The sequence below is a fragment of the Sphingobacterium sp. JUb20 genome (assembly GCF_004342035.1).
GTDB classification, from domain to species: Bacteria; Bacteroidota; Bacteroidia; order Sphingobacteriales; family Sphingobacteriaceae; genus Sphingobacterium; species Sphingobacterium anhuiense.
Map to the genome: position 1 here is coordinate 310516 of NZ_SLYV01000009.1, position 19174 is coordinate 329689.

General features: G+C 36.4%; 16 protein-coding genes. 5 read left to right on the forward strand and 11 right to left on the reverse strand.

Annotation, left to right across the window (positions count from 1 at the left end):
- Positions 1 to 33 precede the first annotated feature (33 nt).
- Together EDF66_RS16895 and EDF66_RS16900 are read left to right on the forward strand one after the other, a co-directional pair.
- Complete coding sequence (locus tag EDF66_RS16895; protein ID WP_243656072.1) at positions 34 to 540, forward strand: AAA family ATPase; 507 nt, start codon at positions 34 to 36, stop codon at positions 538 to 540.
- 196 nt (positions 541 to 736) lie between these two features.
- On the forward strand, positions 737 to 1309 hold the full coding sequence (locus EDF66_RS16900; protein WP_132843895.1) for a Crp/Fnr family transcriptional regulator: 573 nt from the start codon (positions 737 to 739) through the stop codon (positions 1307 to 1309).
- A 419-nt stretch (positions 1310 to 1728) separates the two neighbouring features.
- On the opposite strand, the gene ahcY is transcribed toward EDF66_RS16900, so the two are convergent.
- Complete coding sequence (gene ahcY, locus EDF66_RS16905) at positions 1729 to 3045, reverse strand: adenosylhomocysteinase (protein WP_132843897.1); 1317 nt, start codon at positions 3043 to 3045, stop codon at positions 1729 to 1731.
- Between the two features lie 171 nt (positions 3046 to 3216).
- Here ahcY and EDF66_RS16910 point away from each other — a divergent pair, with 171 nt between their 5' ends.
- Positions 3217 to 3627, forward strand: a complete 411-nt coding sequence (locus EDF66_RS16910) for a BrxA/BrxB family bacilliredoxin (RefSeq protein WP_021190642.1) — start codon at positions 3217 to 3219, stop codon at positions 3625 to 3627.
- 110 nt (positions 3628 to 3737) lie between these two features.
- Here the strand turns inward: EDF66_RS16910 and EDF66_RS16915 are convergent, their stop codons facing one another.
- From EDF66_RS16915 to lipA, 7 genes are all read right to left on the reverse strand, one after another.
- Positions 3738 to 4286 (reverse strand): hypothetical protein, encoded by a 549-nt coding sequence (locus EDF66_RS16915; RefSeq protein ID WP_243656073.1) that lies wholly within the window; start codon positions 4284 to 4286, stop codon positions 3738 to 3740.
- Positions 4287 to 4469: 183 nt separating this feature from the next.
- On the reverse strand, positions 4470 to 4709 hold the full coding sequence (locus EDF66_RS16920; RefSeq protein WP_132843900.1) for a hypothetical protein: 240 nt from the start codon (positions 4707 to 4709) through the stop codon (positions 4470 to 4472).
- A gap of 240 nt (positions 4710 to 4949) precedes the next feature.
- Entirely contained in the window at positions 4950 to 6131 is a 1182-nt protein-coding gene (locus tag EDF66_RS16925; protein ID WP_031288666.1) for an ABC transporter permease, read from the reverse strand.
- Between the two features lie 5 nt (positions 6132 to 6136).
- Positions 6137 to 7108, reverse strand: a complete 972-nt coding sequence (locus EDF66_RS16930; RefSeq protein WP_132772540.1) for an HlyD family secretion protein — start codon at positions 7106 to 7108, stop codon at positions 6137 to 6139.
- 2 nt (positions 7109 to 7110) lie between these two features.
- Complete coding sequence (locus EDF66_RS16935; RefSeq protein WP_132843902.1) at positions 7111 to 8502, reverse strand: TolC family protein; 1392 nt, start codon at positions 8500 to 8502, stop codon at positions 7111 to 7113.
- Between the two features lie 100 nt (positions 8503 to 8602).
- Positions 8603 to 9166: a Crp/Fnr family transcriptional regulator gene (locus tag EDF66_RS16940; RefSeq protein ID WP_132772544.1), complete on the reverse strand. Its 564-nt coding sequence runs from the start codon at positions 9164 to 9166 to the stop codon at positions 8603 to 8605.
- A gap of 90 nt (positions 9167 to 9256) precedes the next feature.
- Complete coding sequence (gene lipA / locus EDF66_RS16945; RefSeq protein ID WP_021190648.1) at positions 9257 to 10138, reverse strand: lipoyl synthase; 882 nt, start codon at positions 10136 to 10138, stop codon at positions 9257 to 9259.
- 148 nt (positions 10139 to 10286) lie between these two features.
- On the opposite strand from lipA, the gene EDF66_RS16950 reads away from it, so the two are divergent.
- Complete coding sequence (locus tag EDF66_RS16950; protein ID WP_132843903.1) at positions 10287 to 12548, forward strand: family 20 glycosylhydrolase; 2262 nt, start codon at positions 10287 to 10289, stop codon at positions 12546 to 12548.
- 227 nt (positions 12549 to 12775) lie between these two features.
- Positions 12776 to 15592: a carbamoyl-phosphate synthase large subunit gene (carB, locus tag EDF66_RS16955; protein ID WP_132772548.1), complete on the forward strand. Its 2817-nt coding sequence runs from the start codon at positions 12776 to 12778 to the stop codon at positions 15590 to 15592.
- Positions 15593 to 15671: 79 nt separating this feature from the next.
- Here carB and EDF66_RS16960 read toward each other — a convergent pair whose 3' ends face one another.
- From EDF66_RS16960 to EDF66_RS26275, 3 genes are all read right to left on the reverse strand, one after another.
- A complete protein-coding gene (locus EDF66_RS16960) occupies positions 15672 to 16640 on the reverse strand; it encodes a formylglycine-generating enzyme family protein (RefSeq protein ID WP_132772550.1) in 969 nt (322 codons plus the stop codon).
- 242 nt (positions 16641 to 16882) lie between these two features.
- On the reverse strand, positions 16883 to 18292 hold the full coding sequence (locus EDF66_RS16965; RefSeq protein WP_132843905.1) for a Gfo/Idh/MocA family protein: 1410 nt from the start codon (positions 18290 to 18292) through the stop codon (positions 16883 to 16885).
- A gap of 592 nt (positions 18293 to 18884) precedes the next feature.
- A partial coding sequence (locus EDF66_RS26275; RefSeq protein ID WP_207898661.1) for a hypothetical protein occupies positions 18885 to 19174 on the reverse strand: 290 nt, incomplete at its 5' end.

Here is a 19174-nt window from a genome sequence, read left to right on the forward strand (position 1 = left end):
TGCGCACAAATGAGTACATCAAATCCAGAATTAATGAAGATCGCTGTCGTTGGACCTGAATCAACAGGTAAATCAACGATTGCTCAGGCTATAGCAAGACATTTCAGCACGGTTTGCGTGCCTGAATTTGCACGTGAATATTGTAAAAACTTGCATAATGAATACACGCTGCAAGATGAAGTTAATATGTATTATGGACAAATCGCGCTTGAAGACACTTTAATACCTTTAGCCTATAATAATATGTTGATATGTGATACAACGATATTGACTGTCAAAATCTGGTGTGATCATCTCTTTGGTGATACACCTCAGGAAGTAAAAAACGAAATACAACAACGACCATATGACCTTTTCCTACTCATGGATATCGACCTACCATGGGAGGAAGATCCATTACGCGATTTCCCGGAGCAACGTGAACACTTTATGGAAGTGTGGAAACAGGAATTAAATCAACTCAATGCTCGATATGCCATTATTTCCGGATTAGGAGCTGAACGTTTTGAAAATGCACTTAAGGCGATTAAAAGCAAATAACTTTTTTGCCATTTGTATTAAACTGATATCGAAGCTCGTTCATAATTCATAGATTCCGGTTATAGAAATTCATAGATTCCGGTTATAGAAATGTCAAAAGTAATATTGATCATAAAAAAGATTTTATCTTGTTATCACCGCAAAATAAATCGTAATTTAACATGCAATAGGCTTTGTAGCAGAACTGAACCAATTTATGAATACAGAAAAAATTGCTAGAATTTTCTTTAAGTATAAAGAACCATCAAGAGGATTAATCAACTTTTTAGACGAATACACTGAAATTATTCACTATCCAAAAAAAACCAAATTACTCAAAGAAGGACAAATCAGTCAACACATTTATTTTATTCTTTCGGGCTCCATTCGAATTCACTCTTACGATCAACAGGGAAATAATCAAACCTCAAGCTTATTATTTGAAAATGATCTGGTTTTATCTGTATTTAGTTTTTTTAGCAATAAACCATCTGTAGAAGCGATCGAAACTATTGAAGATTGTGAAATAATTAAAATTCCCAAAAAACAATTAGAAAAAATATATGAAGATTTCCCAGAATTCAATTATTTCGGAAGAAGAATGACGGAGGAATACTATATAAATTCAGAAAAACGCATTTATAATTTAAGAATGTTATCTGCAAAAGATCGTTATTTCCAATTTATTGAAGAAAACCAACAGGCTCTTAAAAGAATACCATTAAGATATATTGCCTCGTATTTAGGCATTAATTTATCAACATTAAGTCGGATCAGAGCAAATACATAATTATTTGACTTTTGTCAAATTGATTAAGATAATATTAAAATAAGTTTGGTAAACAATTCATTTACATAATTATGAAAAAGCTTATTTTAATTATTTCCTATTTAAGCATCCTATTGAATGCTTATCAATATCTATTATGGTTTTATATCTGCACAAAAATAGAAGATAGTAGAATCAATGAAACTTATGATCGGTATACATTACAGCTAGACATGATCGTATATGTTATATTTCAATTAATATTACCAATTATTCTAGTTTATATTCTACTCATAAAATTTAAAGAACATTATATCTTAATTACATTACTGATTATTTTCACCTTTATGAATGCATGGTCAGTTATGTGAAAGCGACCAACAGCAATAAACAAAAAAGCCTCAATTGAAATCAATTGAGGCTTTTTACAAAAAATAATACTAGTAACGGTAAGCTTCCGCTTTAAACGGACCGTCAACTGTAACACCAATATAAGAAGCCTGCTCTTCAGTCAACACATCCAGTTCAACACCGATATGCGCTAAATGTAAACGAGCAACTTTCTCATCCAAATATTTTGGAAGTGTGTACACTTTATTCTCATAAGCAGCCGTATTCGTCCATAATTCCAATTGCGCTAACGTTTGGTTTGTGAATGAATTTGACATTACGAATGAAGGATGTCCAGTAGCACAGCCTAAATTCACTAATCTACCTTCTGCTAATAAAATGATATCAACACCGTCAATCGTATATTTATCAACCTGAGGTTTAATTTCAATTTTTGTATTACCATAGTTTTCATTTAACCAGGCAACATCAATTTCATTATCAAAGTGACCGATATTACAAACGACTGTTTTGTCTTTCATTGATTTGAAATGCTCAGGACGAACAATATCTTTATTACCTGTAGTCGTAACAACGATATTAGCTTCTTTAACAGCATCAGCAAATTTTTTCACTTCAAATCCTTCCATAGCAGCCTGTAAAGCACAGATAGGATCGATTTCAGTCACGATAACACGAACACCAGCAGAACGTAAAGACTCTGCAGAACCTTTTCCTACATCACCGTAACCCGCTACGACAGCAACTTTACCTGCCAACATCAAATCTGTTGCACGACGGATAGCATCTACTAAAGATTCGCGGCAACCATATTTATTATCAAATTTAGATTTTGTAACAGAATCATTAACATTGATAGCTGGTAAATGTAATGTTCCGTTCTTCATACGTTCGTATAAACGGTGAACACCAGTAGTTGTTTCTTCAGACAAACCTTTGATTTCAGCGATCAATTCTGGATATTTATCAAACACCATATTTGTTAAATCACCACCATCGTCTAAGATCATATTCAACGGTTGACGCTCTTCACCAAAGAATAATGTTTGCTCAATACACCAATTGAATTCTTCTTCGTTCATACCTTTCCAAGCATATACGGGAATCCCAGCAGCTGCAATGGCAGCAGCGGCGTGATCTTGTGTAGAAAAGATATTACAAGATGACCAAGTCACATCAGCACCCAGTTCAACCAAAGTTTCAATTAAAACAGCTGTCTGAATAGTCATGTGAAGACAACCCGCAATACGCGCACCTTTTAAAGGTTTTGCAGCACCAAACTCAGCACGAAGGCTCATTAAACCCGGCATTTCAGCTTCCGCTAATTCTATTTCTTTACGTCCCCATTCAGCAAGGGTGATGTCCTTAACTTTGTATGGTATGTACGTACTTTCTACTGATGACATATATTATTCTTTTTAAGTTTTAAATTTATTAGCAAAAATACCATTCAATACCTTTAAATCAAAACGTTGAATTTGAAAGCTGTAAAATTCTGACATTGTTTTGAGACTAACGTCTTGACTTAGCTCCTAACAACACTTATATTTGTATGATTAAATTTAAAAAAGAAGATTATGTATCCAGAATATTTAGTAGAACCAATGCGTAAAGAGCTTACAGATGTAGGTTTCGAAGAATTAAAAACTGCTGAGCAAGTTGATGCGGCTATTGCTACAGAAGGAACTGTATTTGTGGTTGTAAACTCAGTATGTGGTTGTGCAGCGGCAAATGCTCGTCCTGCTGCTAAAGCGGCAGTAAAAAATGAAAAACATCCAACTAAATTTGTTACTGTTTTTGCTGGTATGGAAAAAGAAGCTGTTGATAAAGCTAGAAACTATATGTTGCCTTATCCTCCATCTTCCCCTGCTATGGCATTATTCAAAGATGGCAAATTAGTTCACATGATAGAAAGACATATGATTGAAGGTCGCTCTGCCCAAATGATCGCTGATAATTTAGCAGCTGCATTTGACGAGTACTGTTAATCATTTATTTTGATTTTTGAAAAAGAAAAAGGCTGTTCGAGTTATTCGAATAGCCTTTTTTGATATTATCAAATCATTTGTTTTGCTCAAATGAGCCTTGCAGATTCAAATTAATTTCTTGGTATGTAAGTCTTATTACCATTACTATTGATATAGTATTTGCCACCTTCTGGGCCAATATATACATCATGACCATTATACTTCTCTGAAGATAACTTCCCTGCAGTTGCTTTAGTAGGAGTTGCAGTCGATTTTTTCACCTTATTTGTTGAAGCTGTCACATTACTTTTAGCTTTCTCAGTTGATTTAATCGCTTTTTCTGATTCCGCTTTTGATAAAGCGCTTTCGTTCTTAACTGACTGCTTATTTACTTCCTTCGCTTTTCCGGCAGCTTTAGTAGCTTTAACGGCATCTGATTTAGCGACCTTACTTTCTTTTTCAGCGACCTGTTTTGTACTTGCAGCATTCTCCTTTACTTTTTCCGAAGCTTTTACCGTTTTACTTGCGGAAACCTTCTCCTTTTTAGCTGTCTCTTTTGCTTTTACGGTATTATCCTTCACCGCTTTCTCTGTTTTTTTAACAGCCTTGTTTGGAGTAGTTTCTTGTGCAGTACTCATGGTAATACCAAACACAGAAACAAATGCAGCTAATGCTGCCATTTTTTTAAAATAATTTAAGGTATTCATAACCCAATATATTTAAGTGTAAAACTAGTTTTAAAAATCAAAAAAAATGCCAAAACACCTTTACAACAAGCACGTTAACAGATATTTAACGTTACTAATGGTTTAATAAAAAAAGGGTTTTATGAGATCAGTCATAAAACCCTTTAATCTGGTTCTTTATTTACCTGGTGGCTTAGCTTTAGGCATCATTTTATTACCCTTTCTGTCAGGAGTCTTTTTTCCTGCAGTTGAATCCTTTGCCGCCTCAGGATTTTCTTTAACCGGTGCTGCTGGCTTCACCTTTGGTTCCGATTTTTTCACAGGATGCGTCTGTTGCGCAGATACTGCGGTTGCTCCATAAACCAATAAAGAGGCAACGATAGCTGCAGTTATTCCTGAAAATTTTATTGCTTTCATAATTGAAGATAGCGTTAGTTTATTTTGATAAGAATCGCTCAAACCAAGTGCCACAAAACAATCCCAAAATTATTTAACACACTTATTTACAATAAATTAAAATCAAAAATCATTTATTATTGTATTATAATAATTATGATTACAAGTAATGATGTTATTTTTAAACTGAAATTTGTAAAATATTAAAACTGTATGTTTTAACCTCCATACTTCATGCACATATCCTTATATTCATACACATCATTCAATCTCCTTAACAACTGGTACATTCTCCTTCTTTATTTTTCGAACTTTTAAATACAATAGAACAAATGAAAGAATAAAACAAACAACTGTTGTCAAAGCCAGCGCTAAGATCGAGGACTTCACATTTGCAACTGCCCCCTGTTCTATCACTAACACTCGGAAGATCTCTAAATAATGTGTCAGCGGAATCAATTTAGAGATATAGACTACCCAATCAGGCATCTGGCTCAAAGGCCACGTAAAGCCGCTCAAGATAAAGCTTGGTGTAGCGATAACCATGAGTATCTCGGTTGCTTTAAGTTGACTCGGAATAATAATACTCACCAGTATACCGATAAAACTAACTGCGAGTAAGAAGAATACAGTTCCTAATAAAAACGGACCAATTGGTATTTCAAGAGGCATTCTATAAAAAAGTGAAAAACCATAATAAAGAAAATAAATACCTACGGACATGATCAAAAAAGGAGCTATTTTCACTAAAATCAGCAGCAGCACATTAGACGATTTAGATACTAACTCCTTAAATGTTCCCTTTTCAAACTCTGATGCAAAACTTAATGCCAAAGCTAACATCATCACTTGTTGTAATACAGTTAATAGCACGCCCGGAAGCATGAAATATAAATAGTTTCCGCTTTTAATATGCTGTTTAATGATTGTAGTTTTAAAAGGTTCATATTGCTGATTGGCTACGTACCCTGGGACACCTTTCTTCTGCTGTGCTTTAATCTGAATACCAGCTTTTAATGTTGCTGCACAGACATTCGCCGCCATGCTCGCATAATTAGAAGTTAATGTATTGGCTGCATTGACAAAGAGCGTCAACTCCGTAGAACGGTTATAGTTCACATCCGAATCAAAATTCTTTGGAATCTGTACCACAACCGTTGCTTCATGTTTCAATGCCTCTTGTTTTGCATTAAAAGCATCTGGCAAAACTGCTGCAACATAAATCACCTCACTCTCATTAAACATTGTGATCAGTTGCTTGCTTAGCGGACTTCTGTCTTGATCTACAACGATAATAGGTAGATGAGTCACTTTACCCTTTTGATAAACTGCACCAATTAACACCCCATATAAAATAGGTGCGCCCACAAAAAGCATCAATAACACTTTATTTTGAAAAAAGAGCCTAAATTCTCGTTTTAATAAGGATACGAATGTGCGCATAATACTTATTTTGTGTTATCAAGATGAAGAATAAACGTCGCCTTAGTCAATAATTTATCCGAACCATCTTTTTGCACAGGTTTCAATTTTACCTCAAACAAAGATTCCTGCTGTTCAAAATCAGGATAAGCCGTAGCAATATTCGCATAAGAACTCAATGTTTTAATGGAAACCACCTCAGCTTCTATTTTTTTATTCTCTAAATATGGAAATGAAAGTTGCTGCTTACTTCCTACCGTCAGGTTATGTAACTGCTTTTCAGGAATTGTAACCCGAAAATAGGTACCATCCACCAAGTAACCAGAAATTAAGCTATATCCCGCCAAAGCAAGTTCCCCGACTTTTAAATTTATGGTTTCAATTGTCATATTTTGAGGCGCGATGATAAAACGTTCCTTCGTTGCAACATCCACTTCGGATACCGCCCCTATTGCTCTCTCCTTTTGTCCCAGCGCCATTTTCTGCTGTTCTATTCGGGCACCGTTTTCAGCATCCGCAAGTTCGGCCTGAACAGCTAAATATTGATTCTTTGCTCCTTGAAATTTCATATAAACTTCATCGTATTGCTGTTGAGCAACCAAAGAGTCCTTAATGAGGTTTTGCATTCTATTCAGTGATTTTTGTGCAAATTCAAATTGCTCACGCAACCCATCACGCTTCGCTCGCAATTGCTTCAACTGATTATCTGTTGCTCCTTTTACAGCCATTTTATATTGCGCCTCAGCAGACTCAAGAGCCCCTTTAGCCTGAATAGATTTGGCTTCAACCTCTGGAAACTCCAAAATCATCAAGGTGTCACCAGCCTGCACAACATCGCCCTCACTCACTAAAATCTGATGTATTTTGCCAGGAATCTTGGTCGTTACAGCAATCTGATCCCGCTCAATCTTTCCCTCAAAAGTATTTTTAAGAGGAGCTTCATTGCTACAGCTTTGCATTAATGCCGCGATTCCAAGTATAGATATATATTTTCTCATAATTATTTCACTAATGATTGATAAAGACTTCCTTGTGATTTTAATAATTCTAAAACAGCAGTACGCTGTAATAAAAGTTGATTATAAAAACTAAGTGACTGCTTGTAAAGCTCATTTTCTGCACTTAACCTTTCCGTTACATCTATTAATCCAGCTTCAAATTGCTTTGATGCCAATGAAAGATTATTATTTGCAATTTTTATCTGCTGTTCATGCACCGCCATTTTTTTCATCGACAACTGGTAATCCGAATTTGTCTTACGTTGCAGCAACATTAGTTTATCCCGCGTATCATTCCATTTATTCTGATTCATAACCAGGTCCAGATTTGCTTTTTTGATATTATTTCGATGTTGATTTCCATCAAATACATCCCACTTAACACCAACCCCTACAGCAAAACCCGGTGCCATCTGAAAATGATTAGCACTTAAATTAAGATCACCGGCAAGCGGTACATCTTTGAATTTGAACTTTGTGTCAAAGGCGTTGAAATAAAAAGCACTACCAAAAGCAAAAATCTGTGGTAATTTTGCACCCTTTTCTTTTTTCAGTACATACTCGTACGCACGTTGAGAACTCGCCAAAGCCTGCATTTCCTTCCTGTTCTCTACAGCAGGTTGTACCGGATCTACAATCGCTAGTTCCAATGGATAGCTCACTGTCTTAAGACTATCTAGAGGCATTTTAGTCAATTCCTCCAATTTAAAATATAAGAGTTCACGACTATTGGTCGATTCGGCTTTCTTGCTTTCTAACTCCAGCATAGCCAATTTAATTTTATCACGATCGTAAGGTATAGCCAAACCATTCTCGATAGCTTTTACTACTTTAAGATGCTCCTTATTCAATCTTTTCTCCGAATCAGCAATCAAGGCATCAACTTCTTTCAATAACATGATCTGATCGAAAGTCTGCACCACTTCCTGAGCAAGGCCCTCATAACCGGCCTCGGTCAATAGCTGCTGTGCTTTATACTTTTCATCCAAAGCTTTTTTCCCATTTGTAATCTGTAGACCACTAAAGATAACCTGTGTCGCATTTACACCTGCAAAGCCAACCTGAGAAGAGGTATTAAATTTTTGTGCACCTTCAAAAAGATTCAGTCCCAAGATCGGAAGGGTTTTTGTTGGAAGATCCAATTCACCACTAGCATTGAGATATCCATACATGCCCATAGCAGATATGTGGGGTAATAACTTTCCGCTTACAGAATTCTTATCTAAAAGGGTTTTCTGATTTTCTAAATAACTATTCTTAATATCGCTATTATTCTGAATTGCCTTTTGAATAAATTCTTTTAGCTGGGGACTAATACCTTGCTGTCCAAACGTTGTATTTTGAAACAGAAAAGGCATTAAAAATATAAAGCATGAAATCTTTTTAACTAACATATTCATAACTCGCATAAGGGTCGATTAGTATATTAAGTAACAATACAAAGATGCGTATGTTTTACGATTTAATTTTTAAGATATCTTAAAAAGGAAAAAATTAATCAAGTTGTCCTCTTATTACCGATAAAGTCTGTTGCGACATCCCTAAATATGAGGCAATATGTCCTAGAGAAGCATTTTTAAGAAGTTCCGAATTTTCTGTTAATAATAATTGGTATCGTTCCATAGCCGTTTGAAATTGCATATTATAAAACCGATTGGAGAAACTGATCACCGAATCGAGTAAAACTTTTTGAATGATCTGATTCACGACAATGTGAGTCTTTGCTAATTCCAAAATATGTTGAAAAGGTATGAATGAAATTTTACATGTGGTCAAGGCTTGAAAACCAAATAAAGAAGGTTTTTGATAGAAAACACTCTCTATACCTGTACTAAATGTATTGGGTCCAAAGAAATAATGTGTAATATCCTTACCATTCTTATAGTAGAAGATCCGTGTTAAGCCAGATTCTACAAAATAAATATATTTTAAGTAGCTATCAGGTTCAAAAATTATATCTCCCTTATAAAATTCCTTTGTTTCAATAATCTGAGAAAACAACAACATTAAGTCGTCATCAATAAGATATAAGGTTTTGAAATGTTCCAATGCAGTCATAACTTAAATATGCCAATTTTAAATCAAAAAACCACAAAAAAAGCCCTTACTATTTATAGTAAGGGCTTTTCTAACATATATTTTTTTCTCCTATTGCATATCAAACAAATGCTTTTCTGCATGATAAGAAGATCTCACTAATGGACCAGATTCAACATATTTGAATCCCATTTTTAAACCAATTTCTTTATATTTATCAAACTGCGCAGGTGTAACCCACTCCACTACAGGGTGATGAGCCTTAGTCGGCTGTAAGTATTGACCTATTGTTAAAATATCAACCCCTACATTAAATAAATCTTGCATTGTCTCAATAACATCTTCCTCAGTCTCTCCAAAACCAAGCATAATACCCGATTTGGTACGCAGACCGGCTTCAGAAATACGACGAAGACATTCTAATGAACGATCATATTTTGCTTGAATACGCACTTCACGAGTCAAACGTCTTACGGTTTCAATATTATGAGATACAACCTCTGGACGAACAGCAAGCACGCGATCAAGATTTTCCCATTGTCCTTTAAAATCAGGAATCAAAGTCTCTAAAGTAGTTGTAGGACTTTCTTGACGAATAGCATTGATTGTTTCTGCCCAAATGATAGAACCCCCATCTTTCAAGTCATCACGATCGACAGAAGTAATGACACAATGTTTCACCTGCATCAGTTTAACCGAATTAGCAACTCGCGCTGGTTCATCCAGTTCAACAGCTTTGGGACGCCCCGTTGATACAGCGCAAAACGAACACGAACGTGTACAAATATTGCCTAAAATCATGAATGTAGCAGTTCCTGCACCCCAACACTCACCCATATTAGGACAGTTTCCACTCTCACAGATCGTATGTAGCTTATGCTCGTCTACTAGTCCTCTTACATGTCTATATTCTTTACCAACTGGCAATTTTACACGCAACCAATCTGGCTTACGCTGTGTTTGTGTTGCAGGGATAACTGGAAGTTCAATCATGATGCAAAGTTAATGATTATAAATGTAATTTTTTATCGACATTTTGTTTGAATACTATCATAATAACCATTGTCACCACATATCATACAGTTGAACGTATTGTTTTTTTTATGATATTTGTAAAACATCATATTAAATACCAATTCACATGCGATTTAGCCATTCAGTAACTTTGGTACTTTTAGCGGGACTTTTACCCCTAAAAATATTTGCTCAGCAAAATTTTGACTTAATACCGAAACCCAGCAGTCTTACACTAGCAGTTGGTTCTTATCAAATTCCAGCTTTTCCAAAAGTTTATGTTTCAGAAGAATTCATAAATGCCAGTCAGTTACTAACGGAACATCCGGCTATAACATCTATTACGACCGAAATTGTAAAAAAGATAAAGAAAGCACCCAAAGAAGGAATTCGCATCTTAAAAGCTGAGGAAACAGATAAACTAGATAAAGCAGCCTATCGCATCGGTATTACTGATAAAGGAATTGTTATCCTAGCTCATGAAGTTGCCCCTGTCATCAATGCCATTTACACACTTGTTCAACTCGGCTACTTACAGGACGATCCTGCTCAGATAAATGCTGTGGATATCGAAGATCAACCAAGTTTTTTATATCGCGGATTACATTTAGATCCTTCACGTCATTTTATTCCTTTCCCTATTATGAAGAAATTTGTAGATGTTATGGCTCTCTACAAATTGAATAATCTGCACTGGCATTTGACTGATGGAGCGGGATGGAGATTAGAGATTAAGAAATACCCAGAATTAACCAATAAAGCGGCGTGGCGCACACATGTAAAATGGAAAGACTGGTGGAACAATGGCCGTCAATATGTGGATGCAGGAACTCCAAATGCAAGTGGTGGATTCTATACACAGGATCAAGCCCGAGAACTCGTAGCCTATGCCGCGCAACGGGGGATTAATGTCATTCCTGAAGTTGAAATGCCTGGACACTCTGAAGAAGTTTTAGCCATTTACCCCGAATTATCCTGCTCCGGTAAACCGTATACACAATCTGAATTCTGTGTCGGTAATGAGAAAACTTATGAGTTTTTAAAAAATGTACTGGATGAAGTTATTGCCATATTTCCTTCACCTTACATTCATATTGGAGGAGATGAGGCCGATAAGAAACATTGGAAAACCTGTCCTAAATGTCAAGCTTTAAAAGCAAAAGAAGGTTTAAAATCTGAAGAAGAACTTCAAAGTTACTTGATTAAACAGATGGATGAATATGTCCAATCTAAAGGTCGTAAAATTATCGGCTGGGACGAAATCTTAGAAGGAGGATTGACAAAAGGTGCTACTGTGATGAGCTGGAGAGGCGAATCAGGAGGTATCAATTCGGCCAATGCGGGACACGATGTCATCATGACCCCAGGATCCCACCTTTATTTTGATTCATACCAAACGGACCCTAGAACGCAACCTGAAACAATTGGCGGATACCTTCCTATCAGTAAAGTCTATGAATACAACCCTATTCCAGCTGCTATTCAGCAAGATAAAATTAAGCATGTTTTAGGTGCTCAGGCAAATTTATGGGCAGAATATATGCCTAATTATCAACAACTAGAATATATGGCTTTTCCAAGAACATTAGCTTTAGCTGAAGTTGTCTGGACAAAAGCTGATCTAAAAAATTGGCCGAACTTCCATAAAAGACTGCAATCACACTATAAAATTTTACAGCACTTCGATATCAATTATTATCGACCATCGTACAATGTAAAAGCTTCCGTAGATTTTGATGCAAAGAAGGCCTCAAATACGGTAACATTAACGACCGAACAATTACATGCAGATAATATCCGATTTACGATAGATGGATCAAAACCCACTTATCAAGCAACCCCTTATAACAATTCATTTGATCTCTCTATTCCTACGATTGTTAAAGCAGCTTACTTTTTAGATTCAACTCAGGTCGGACCCATCGAAACGATCCAACTGGATGTTCATAAAGCAATAGGAAAAGCTGTTTCTTATACAAATAAATGGGACGATGGATATCCTGCACAGAAAGAACTGACATTAACAAACGGTGTTAAAGGCGGGTTAACATACCAAGATGGGCAATGGCAAGGATTTTTAAAAGATCTTGATGTTGTTGTTGATTTCGAGCGACGTGAAGAGATCAATAGTGTTGCCATGAATTTCATGCAGATTACAGGTCCTGGCGTATATATGCCTGGAGAATTTAAAGTTTTATTATCCGAAAATGGTCGAACTTTCAGAGAGGTCGGTATCGTACAGAACGACGTTTCTGATCAAGACCCAACCTTAACTTTCAAACGGTTTGAATTGAAATTAGCGAAGCCTCAACAAGCACGTTTTGTACGTGTCGTAGCAACAAATCCGAAAAAAGGATTTCTATTTGCGGATGAGCTGATTGTCTATTAAATAATGCATTCTTTACAGAGAGCAGCGGTATTAAAAAAATGTGCTGCTGCTCTCTTTTTGACTATCCTCCCGTACATAAATGATTTATCTGAAAATAAATATCGGAAAATCAAATAAAATAATGTAATTTTGCACTCCGACAAAGCGGTCGGAATATACCCTTCTCGAAGCGCATTTTTGATTGTCTTTGTTCATACTTTGAAATTTTATTTTTTGAACTAGATATAATGCCAAGAAACACCTCCATTAAATCGGTTTTAATCATTGGATCAGGTCCAATTGTAATTGGTCAAGCCTGTGAATTTGATTATTCGGGATCTCAAGCAGCCCTTTCTCTAAAAGAAGAAGGCATTGAAGTTTCCATCATCAACTCGAACCCTGCAACGATTATGACTGATAAAGTCATTGCAGACCACGTTTATTTACTTCCTTTAACTGTAGAAAGTATTGAAGAAATTCTTAAAGAACAAAAGATTGACGCCGTTCTACCTACTATGGGTGGCCAAACAGCGTTAAACTTATGTATCGAAGCTTCAAACATCGGACTATGGGAAAAATACGACGTTAAAGTTATCGGTGTTGATGTTGCTGCAATTGAAAAAACAGAAAACCGTGAAGAGTTCCGTCAATTAATGATTGATATCGGTGTAGGTGTAGCACCTTCGAAAATCGCTAACTCTTTCTTAGAAGGTAAAGAAGCAGCGCAAGAAATTGGTTATCCATTAGTGATTCGTCCTTCTTATACCTTAGCTGGTACTGGTGGCGGATTTGTACACTCGAAAGATGAATTCGACGCAGCTCTTAGTAGAGGTTTAAGTGCTTCTCCTACTCACGAAGTATTAGTTGAAAAAGCAGTATTAGGCTGGAAAGAATTCGAATTAGAGTTATTACGTGATACCAATGATAACGTAATTATCATCTGTACTATTGAGAACTTTGATCCGATGGGAATCCATACAGGTGACTCAATCACGGTTGCTCCAGGGATGACTTTATCCGACAAATGCTACCAAGACATGCGTAATCAAGCAATCCTGATGATGCGTTCTATTGGTAACTTTGCAGGAGGTTGTAACGTACAGTTCTCTGTTAATCCGGAGGATGAAGACATCATCGCAATCGAAATCAACCCTCGTGTATCTCGCTCTTCAGCATTAGCATCTAAAGCAACGGGTTACCCCATTGCAAAAATTGCTGCTAAATTAGCGATTGGTTACAATTTGGATGAATTACAAAACCAAATCACAAAAACTACGTCAGCTTACTTCGAGCCAACTTTAGATTATGTAATCGTAAAAGTACCTCGTTTCAACTTTGATAAATTCAAAGGAGCAAATACAGAATTAGGTTTGCAGATGAAAGCGGTAGGTGAAGTAATGGCAATCGGCCGTACTTTTATCGAAGCACTTCAAAAAGCATGTCAATCATTAGAAACAAACCGCGCAGGTTTAGGAGCTGATGGTCGTCAATTACGCAATTTAGAAGAGATCATGCATAGCCTTGAGCATCCAAGTGGTGATCGTCTGTTTCATATCAAAGATGCGTTTGAATTGGGGGTACCATTGGAATCTATCCGCAAAGCAACCCGTATCGATAAATGGTACTTAGTACAAATCCAAGAATTAGTAGCCTTAGAAACAGAACTTCGCCGCTACCAATTGAACAATATTCCAAAAGACTTCTTCATGACCTTGAAACAAAAAGGTTATTCAGATATCCAAATCTCTTGGTTATTAGGAAATGTAACGGAAGATGAAGTATACGACCGCCGTAAGGCATTAGGCATTAGCCGTGTTTACAAAATGGTTGATACTTGTGCTGCGGAATTCCCTGCGCAAACACCATACTACTACTCTACTTTTGAAGAAGAAAATGAATCAGTAGCTTCTGATAAGAAAAAAATCGTTGTATTAGGCTCAGGTCCTAACCGTATCGGTCAAGGTATCGAATTTGATTACTCTTGTGTACACGGTTTATTAGCCGCTAAAGAAGCAGGATTCGAAGCAATCATGGTTAACTGTAACCCAGAGACAGTTTCAACGGACTTCAACATGGCTGATAAATTATACTTTGAGCCAGTATTCTGGGAACATGTTCGCGAAATTATTGAATTAGAGAAACCAGTAGGTGTTATCGTTCAATTAGGTGGTCAGACAGCTCTTAAAATGGCTGATCAATTAGAAGCACTTGGTGTTAAGATCATCGGAACAGATTTCCAAAATATGGATTTAGCTGAAGATCGCGGTCGTTTCTCAGATCTATTGAAATCTTTGGATATTCCTTATCCTAAGTATGGTGTAGCTGAGTCGGCAGAAGAAGCAATCAAAGTTGCGAACGAAGTTGGATATCCAGTTCTTGTTCGTCCATCATATGTACTAGGTGGTCAAGGAATGAGCATCGTGATCAACGATGATGACTTAGAGAAAGCAGTTGTTAACTTATTGAAAAACCTTCCTGGAAACCGTGTCCTAATTGACCACTTCTTGGATCGTGCTGAAGAAGCAGAATCTGATTCCATCTGTGATGGTGAAGATGTACACATCATTGGTATGATGGAACACATCGAACCTGCAGGTATCCACTCTGGTGACTCTTACGCAGTACTACCTCCATTTAGCTTATCACAAGCTGTACAAGATAAAATGGCAGAGTATTCGATCAAATTAGCGAAAGCATTAGATGTAAGAGGGCTATTAAATATTCAATTCGCCGTGAAAGGTGAAAATGTATATGTAATCGAAGCAAACCCACGTGCATCTCGTACAGTTCCTTTTATCGCTAAAGCATACGATGTACCTTACATCAACATCGCAACAAAAATCATGTTAGGCGTAAACAAATTGAAAGATTTCAAAATCGAGCGCAAATTACAAGGTTGGGCAATCAAAGAACCTGTATTCTCGTTCTCTAAATTCCCTGAAGTTGATAAACAGTTAGGTCCAGAAATGAAGTCTACAGGTGAAGCTATCCGTTTCATCAAAGATTTAAATGACCCTTACTTTAGAGATTTAGTTGCTAAAAAATCGATGTTCTTATCGAAATAAGCTTAAACTCTTATTGCATAAAAAAGCCTTCTTATTTATTTAAGAAGGCTTTTTTTATAGGATCATATTTGTTCACGAGTTAAATGTCTTTAACGCATCTAAATCCTACATTGTTTGTCGGACTATTAATCTCACCCTTTCCCCGGCTACCTGCTTTATAACGCTCACAATATTGATCATTGCAGAGAAACGATCCACCCCGTTGTACTCGTTTTACAGCCCCCGGTTCATCGGGATCATATGCATCAGTTGGACCTTTAGGATTATCGGCAGTACTTTTTGCATAATAATCAGGACGATAAAAGTCAGCGCACCATTCCCAAACATTCCCTTCCATATCATACAGACCGATTGAATTTGCAGGAAAAGCTTTAACTGGCGACGTACCGATGTAACCATCTAACTTCGTATTGAGAACAGGAAACTGTCCTTGAAAAATATTAGCCAAATAACGATCATTATCCAACAATTCATTTCCCCAATAATAGGTCATCGGATTTGATGTACGAGCACGTGCTGCGTATTCCCATTCGGCTTCTGTTGGTAAACGTTTTCCTGCCCACTTTGCATAGGCTTCAGCATCTTGATAAGCAATGTGTACAACAGGAAAGTCCTCTTTACCCTCAATACTGGTATTTGGACCTTCAGGATGCTTCCAATTAGCCCCTACGACATAAGACCACCACTGCAGATGATTGGTTAAACCTTGAACCTCTTTTGGTGGTGAAAAAATAGCAGAACCTGGCTTTAACATCGCCGGATCTACACCTGGAAATTCCTTTGGATCTAACGGTCTTTCAGCCACAGTTACATAACCGGTCGCTTTTACAAATGCTTCAAATTGACCATTTGTTACTTCATGTTCATCAATTAAAAAATCATTGATTTTAACTTCATGAACTGGTTTAGCATCAACAAACTGATCCGAACCCATCATAAAATATCCACCTGTAACCTTGACCATTTTAACTTGATCAATACCAGCCCCTTCAACAATATGATGCGCAGTATCTAAATTCGAGAATCGAGAGGGAATATTTGTTGCCATAAAACAGCGGGAAGAATCCTGCGAAACAAAGAGATCGGCAGTATTACCTTTCGGCTTACTGTTACTGAAGCATGAAGTCAATAAGACAAAACATGGGACACAAAAGAATATATTCCTGTACATAGGTCGGTCGATAACAAATAAAGTTACAATTTAGATATTTTTAAACAAGAAGTGAAACGATCGTCAATAAAAAAGGGAGAACAATAACCGCTCTCCCTTTCTAATAGTTAACAAAAAGATTATACGTCTAATTGAACACCGCTTACTTTACCTTCTTTTGAACGTATTTTCGTTGTACCACCACCATTTAAAGTGATATCTACAGGCTTATTCGTTTTCCATGCACCTTTAGTAAAATCAGGAATATTGACCGTTCTAGAGTTGTTTTTTACAGAATCAAAACTTAAAGGAACGATACAACTCCAAGAAGCTGCATCATAAACATCTTGATCCAATGGTAAACCATTGCGCAAACAATCTATTAATCTCCAGTCCATCATGAAATCCATTCCACCATGACCACCTACCTGTTTTGCCTGCTCACCAATAAATTTCACTAGTTCAGGTGTATATTTAGCATACAGTTCTTTCATTTTATCTTTGGAGATAAATTCATGTCCAAACGCAATATTTTCATCAGGATATTTCTGCGCATAACCTTTTGTACCGCTTAATGTATGTAATCTAGAATATGGTCTTGGCGAAGTCACATCATGTTGCAACATAATTGTCTTACCCAATTCTGTACGGATTAAAGTTGTATTCATATTACCACGGAAGTTCTTACCAACAAATTCTTGATAAAAAGAATCTTTTGCTGCCAATTCTTTCGCTTTAGCGCCCATTTGGAAATCATTTGTAGACATAGCAACTAAATGATTCATTTTATCACCACGGTTTATATTCATACATTGCGCAACCGGACCTAAACCATGTGTTGGATATAAGTTACCATTTAACTTAATATTTTCACGCAATCTCCACATATTATCGTAACCATTTTTCGCAAAATTTAAGTCCAATAAATCGTGAATATATGCTCCTTCGCCATGTAACAGCTCACCAAATAGACCTTGACGCGTCATGTTTAATGTTAGCATTTCAAAGAAATCATAGCAACAGTTCTCCAACATCATACAATGTTTTTTCGTTTCTTCTGATACGCGAACCACTTCCCAACAGTCTTTAAGAGTTAAGGCAATCGGCACTTCACACGCAACATGCGCACCAGCTTTCATTGCGCCGATACTCATGGGAGTATGATAGTCCCATGGAGAACAGATATAAACTAAATCCAATTTCTCATTTTTCAGCATGTCTTTCCATCCGTCTTCACCAGAATAAGATTTTGCATCTTTCAGCGATTTCTTACGCAGGATACCTTGAGCCCGTTCTACACGGTCTGCATGTTTATCACATAACGCAACGATCTCAACACCATCAATGTAAGACAAACGATCCACAGCACCAGGACCACGCATTCCTAAACCAATAACTGCTGCACGCACTTTATCAATCTTAGGGGCCTCATGACCGGACATGTTGAATTTTGTTGCAGCCAATACATTGGAATTTAAAGTTGGTAATGTCACCGCTACAGATGATAAGATACCCGCTTTCTTTAAGAAATCTCTTCTATTAGAATTCATATTTTGATAGATTAATTTACATACAAAATTAAAGGGGCCATAGAAAGCCCCTCTAAAATCACCTATTTTAAAACAAACTAAACAGTCTTTGAAATGATTATCAAACTTAATGATAACAGTCGTTCAATAATTAGTTATAGAATCAGCCGTAGACCTTTTCTATAACAAGAATACACTAGAAAATCGGTAATTAAAAATAAAAAAACAAAGCAATCGTTTGCTTAAAATAAACAACCGTTTGCAAAGTGACATCCAGCATTCAGATATTTCTCAAATTCTAGTAACCAATTAGTTACATCTAATAATCTTGTTCATAATTAAATGAAGAAACTTCTGAATTATAATTTATAGCATCCTGAATTCTCTTATCCTGAAATGCAGAGACATGTATCTGTTATTAAAATAAAAATCATTTCTGAAGTCCTTCTTTTGGATTAATAAACATCAATCTGAAGAGCTCGTTAGCATATCTTATGAATTATTAAAATATACTATGAAATAATAATGTGTTATCAAACTGAACACAACCATAATAGTATGTTGAAGAATCAATCAACATATTAAAAGAATCTAATGCCACTATGAGGAGCAATCAATAAGTAATTATGGATTCTGAAACTAATGGGGTTATAAGCATGGGTATGTATAGCATAAAAGCAGAAGCTGCCATTATGCTTGTCCGATAGGAAGAGGATATAGAAGCTGAATAGGTTAAATGATGAGCATGACTGGCTGCTGTAGCTACTGGAAGAACAGGAATAGCCCTGTTCACAGCATAAAAAGGTACAAACACAAAAAAGCCTCTGCTGTATAGCAAAGGCTTCTGTATAAAAAAAGGCACCGACCTACTCTCCCACCTGTTACGGCAATACCATCGGCTCT

Coding starts and splice junctions, on each gene's coding strand:
- EDF66_RS16930 (WP_132772540.1), bottom strand. CDS start 7,108: ATGAGAAAATATATATCTATACTTGGAATCGCGGCATTAATGCAAAGC.
- EDF66_RS16960 (WP_132772550.1), bottom strand. CDS start 16,640: ATGGCAACAAATATTCCCTCTCGATTCTCGAATTTAGATACTGCGCAT.
- EDF66_RS16900 (WP_132843895.1), top strand. CDS start 737: ATGAATACAGAAAAAATTGCTAGAATTTTCTTTAAGTATAAAGAACCA.
- EDF66_RS16965 (WP_132843905.1), bottom strand. CDS start 18,292: ATGAATTCTAATAGAAGAGATTTCTTAAAGAAAGCGGGTATCTTATCA.
- EDF66_RS16920 (WP_132843900.1), bottom strand. CDS start 4,709: ATGAAAGCAATAAAATTTTCAGGAATAACTGCAGCTATCGTTGCCTCT.
- carB (WP_132772548.1), top strand. CDS start 12,776: ATGCCAAGAAACACCTCCATTAAATCGGTTTTAATCATTGGATCAGGT.
- EDF66_RS16935 (WP_132843902.1), bottom strand. CDS start 8,502: ATGTTAGTTAAAAAGATTTCATGCTTTATATTTTTAATGCCTTTTCTG.
- lipA (WP_021190648.1), bottom strand. CDS start 10,138: ATGATTGAACTTCCAGTTATCCCTGCAACACAAACACAGCGTAAGCCA.
- EDF66_RS16925 (WP_031288666.1), bottom strand. CDS start 6,131: ATGCGCACATTCGTATCCTTATTAAAACGAGAATTTAGGCTCTTTTTT.
- EDF66_RS16915 (WP_243656073.1), bottom strand. CDS start 4,286: ATGGCAGCATTAGCTGCATTTGTTTCTGTGTTTGGTATTACCATGAGT.
- EDF66_RS16910 (WP_021190642.1), top strand. CDS start 3,217: ATGTATCCAGAATATTTAGTAGAACCAATGCGTAAAGAGCTTACAGAT.
- EDF66_RS16895 (WP_243656072.1), top strand. CDS start 34: ATGAAGATCGCTGTCGTTGGACCTGAATCAACAGGTAAATCAACGATT.
- EDF66_RS16940 (WP_132772544.1), bottom strand. CDS start 9,166: ATGACTGCATTGGAACATTTCAAAACCTTATATCTTATTGATGACGAC.
- ahcY (WP_132843897.1), bottom strand. CDS start 3,045: ATGTCATCAGTAGAAAGTACGTACATACCATACAAAGTTAAGGACATC.
- EDF66_RS16950 (WP_132843903.1), top strand. CDS start 10,287: ATGCGATTTAGCCATTCAGTAACTTTGGTACTTTTAGCGGGACTTTTA.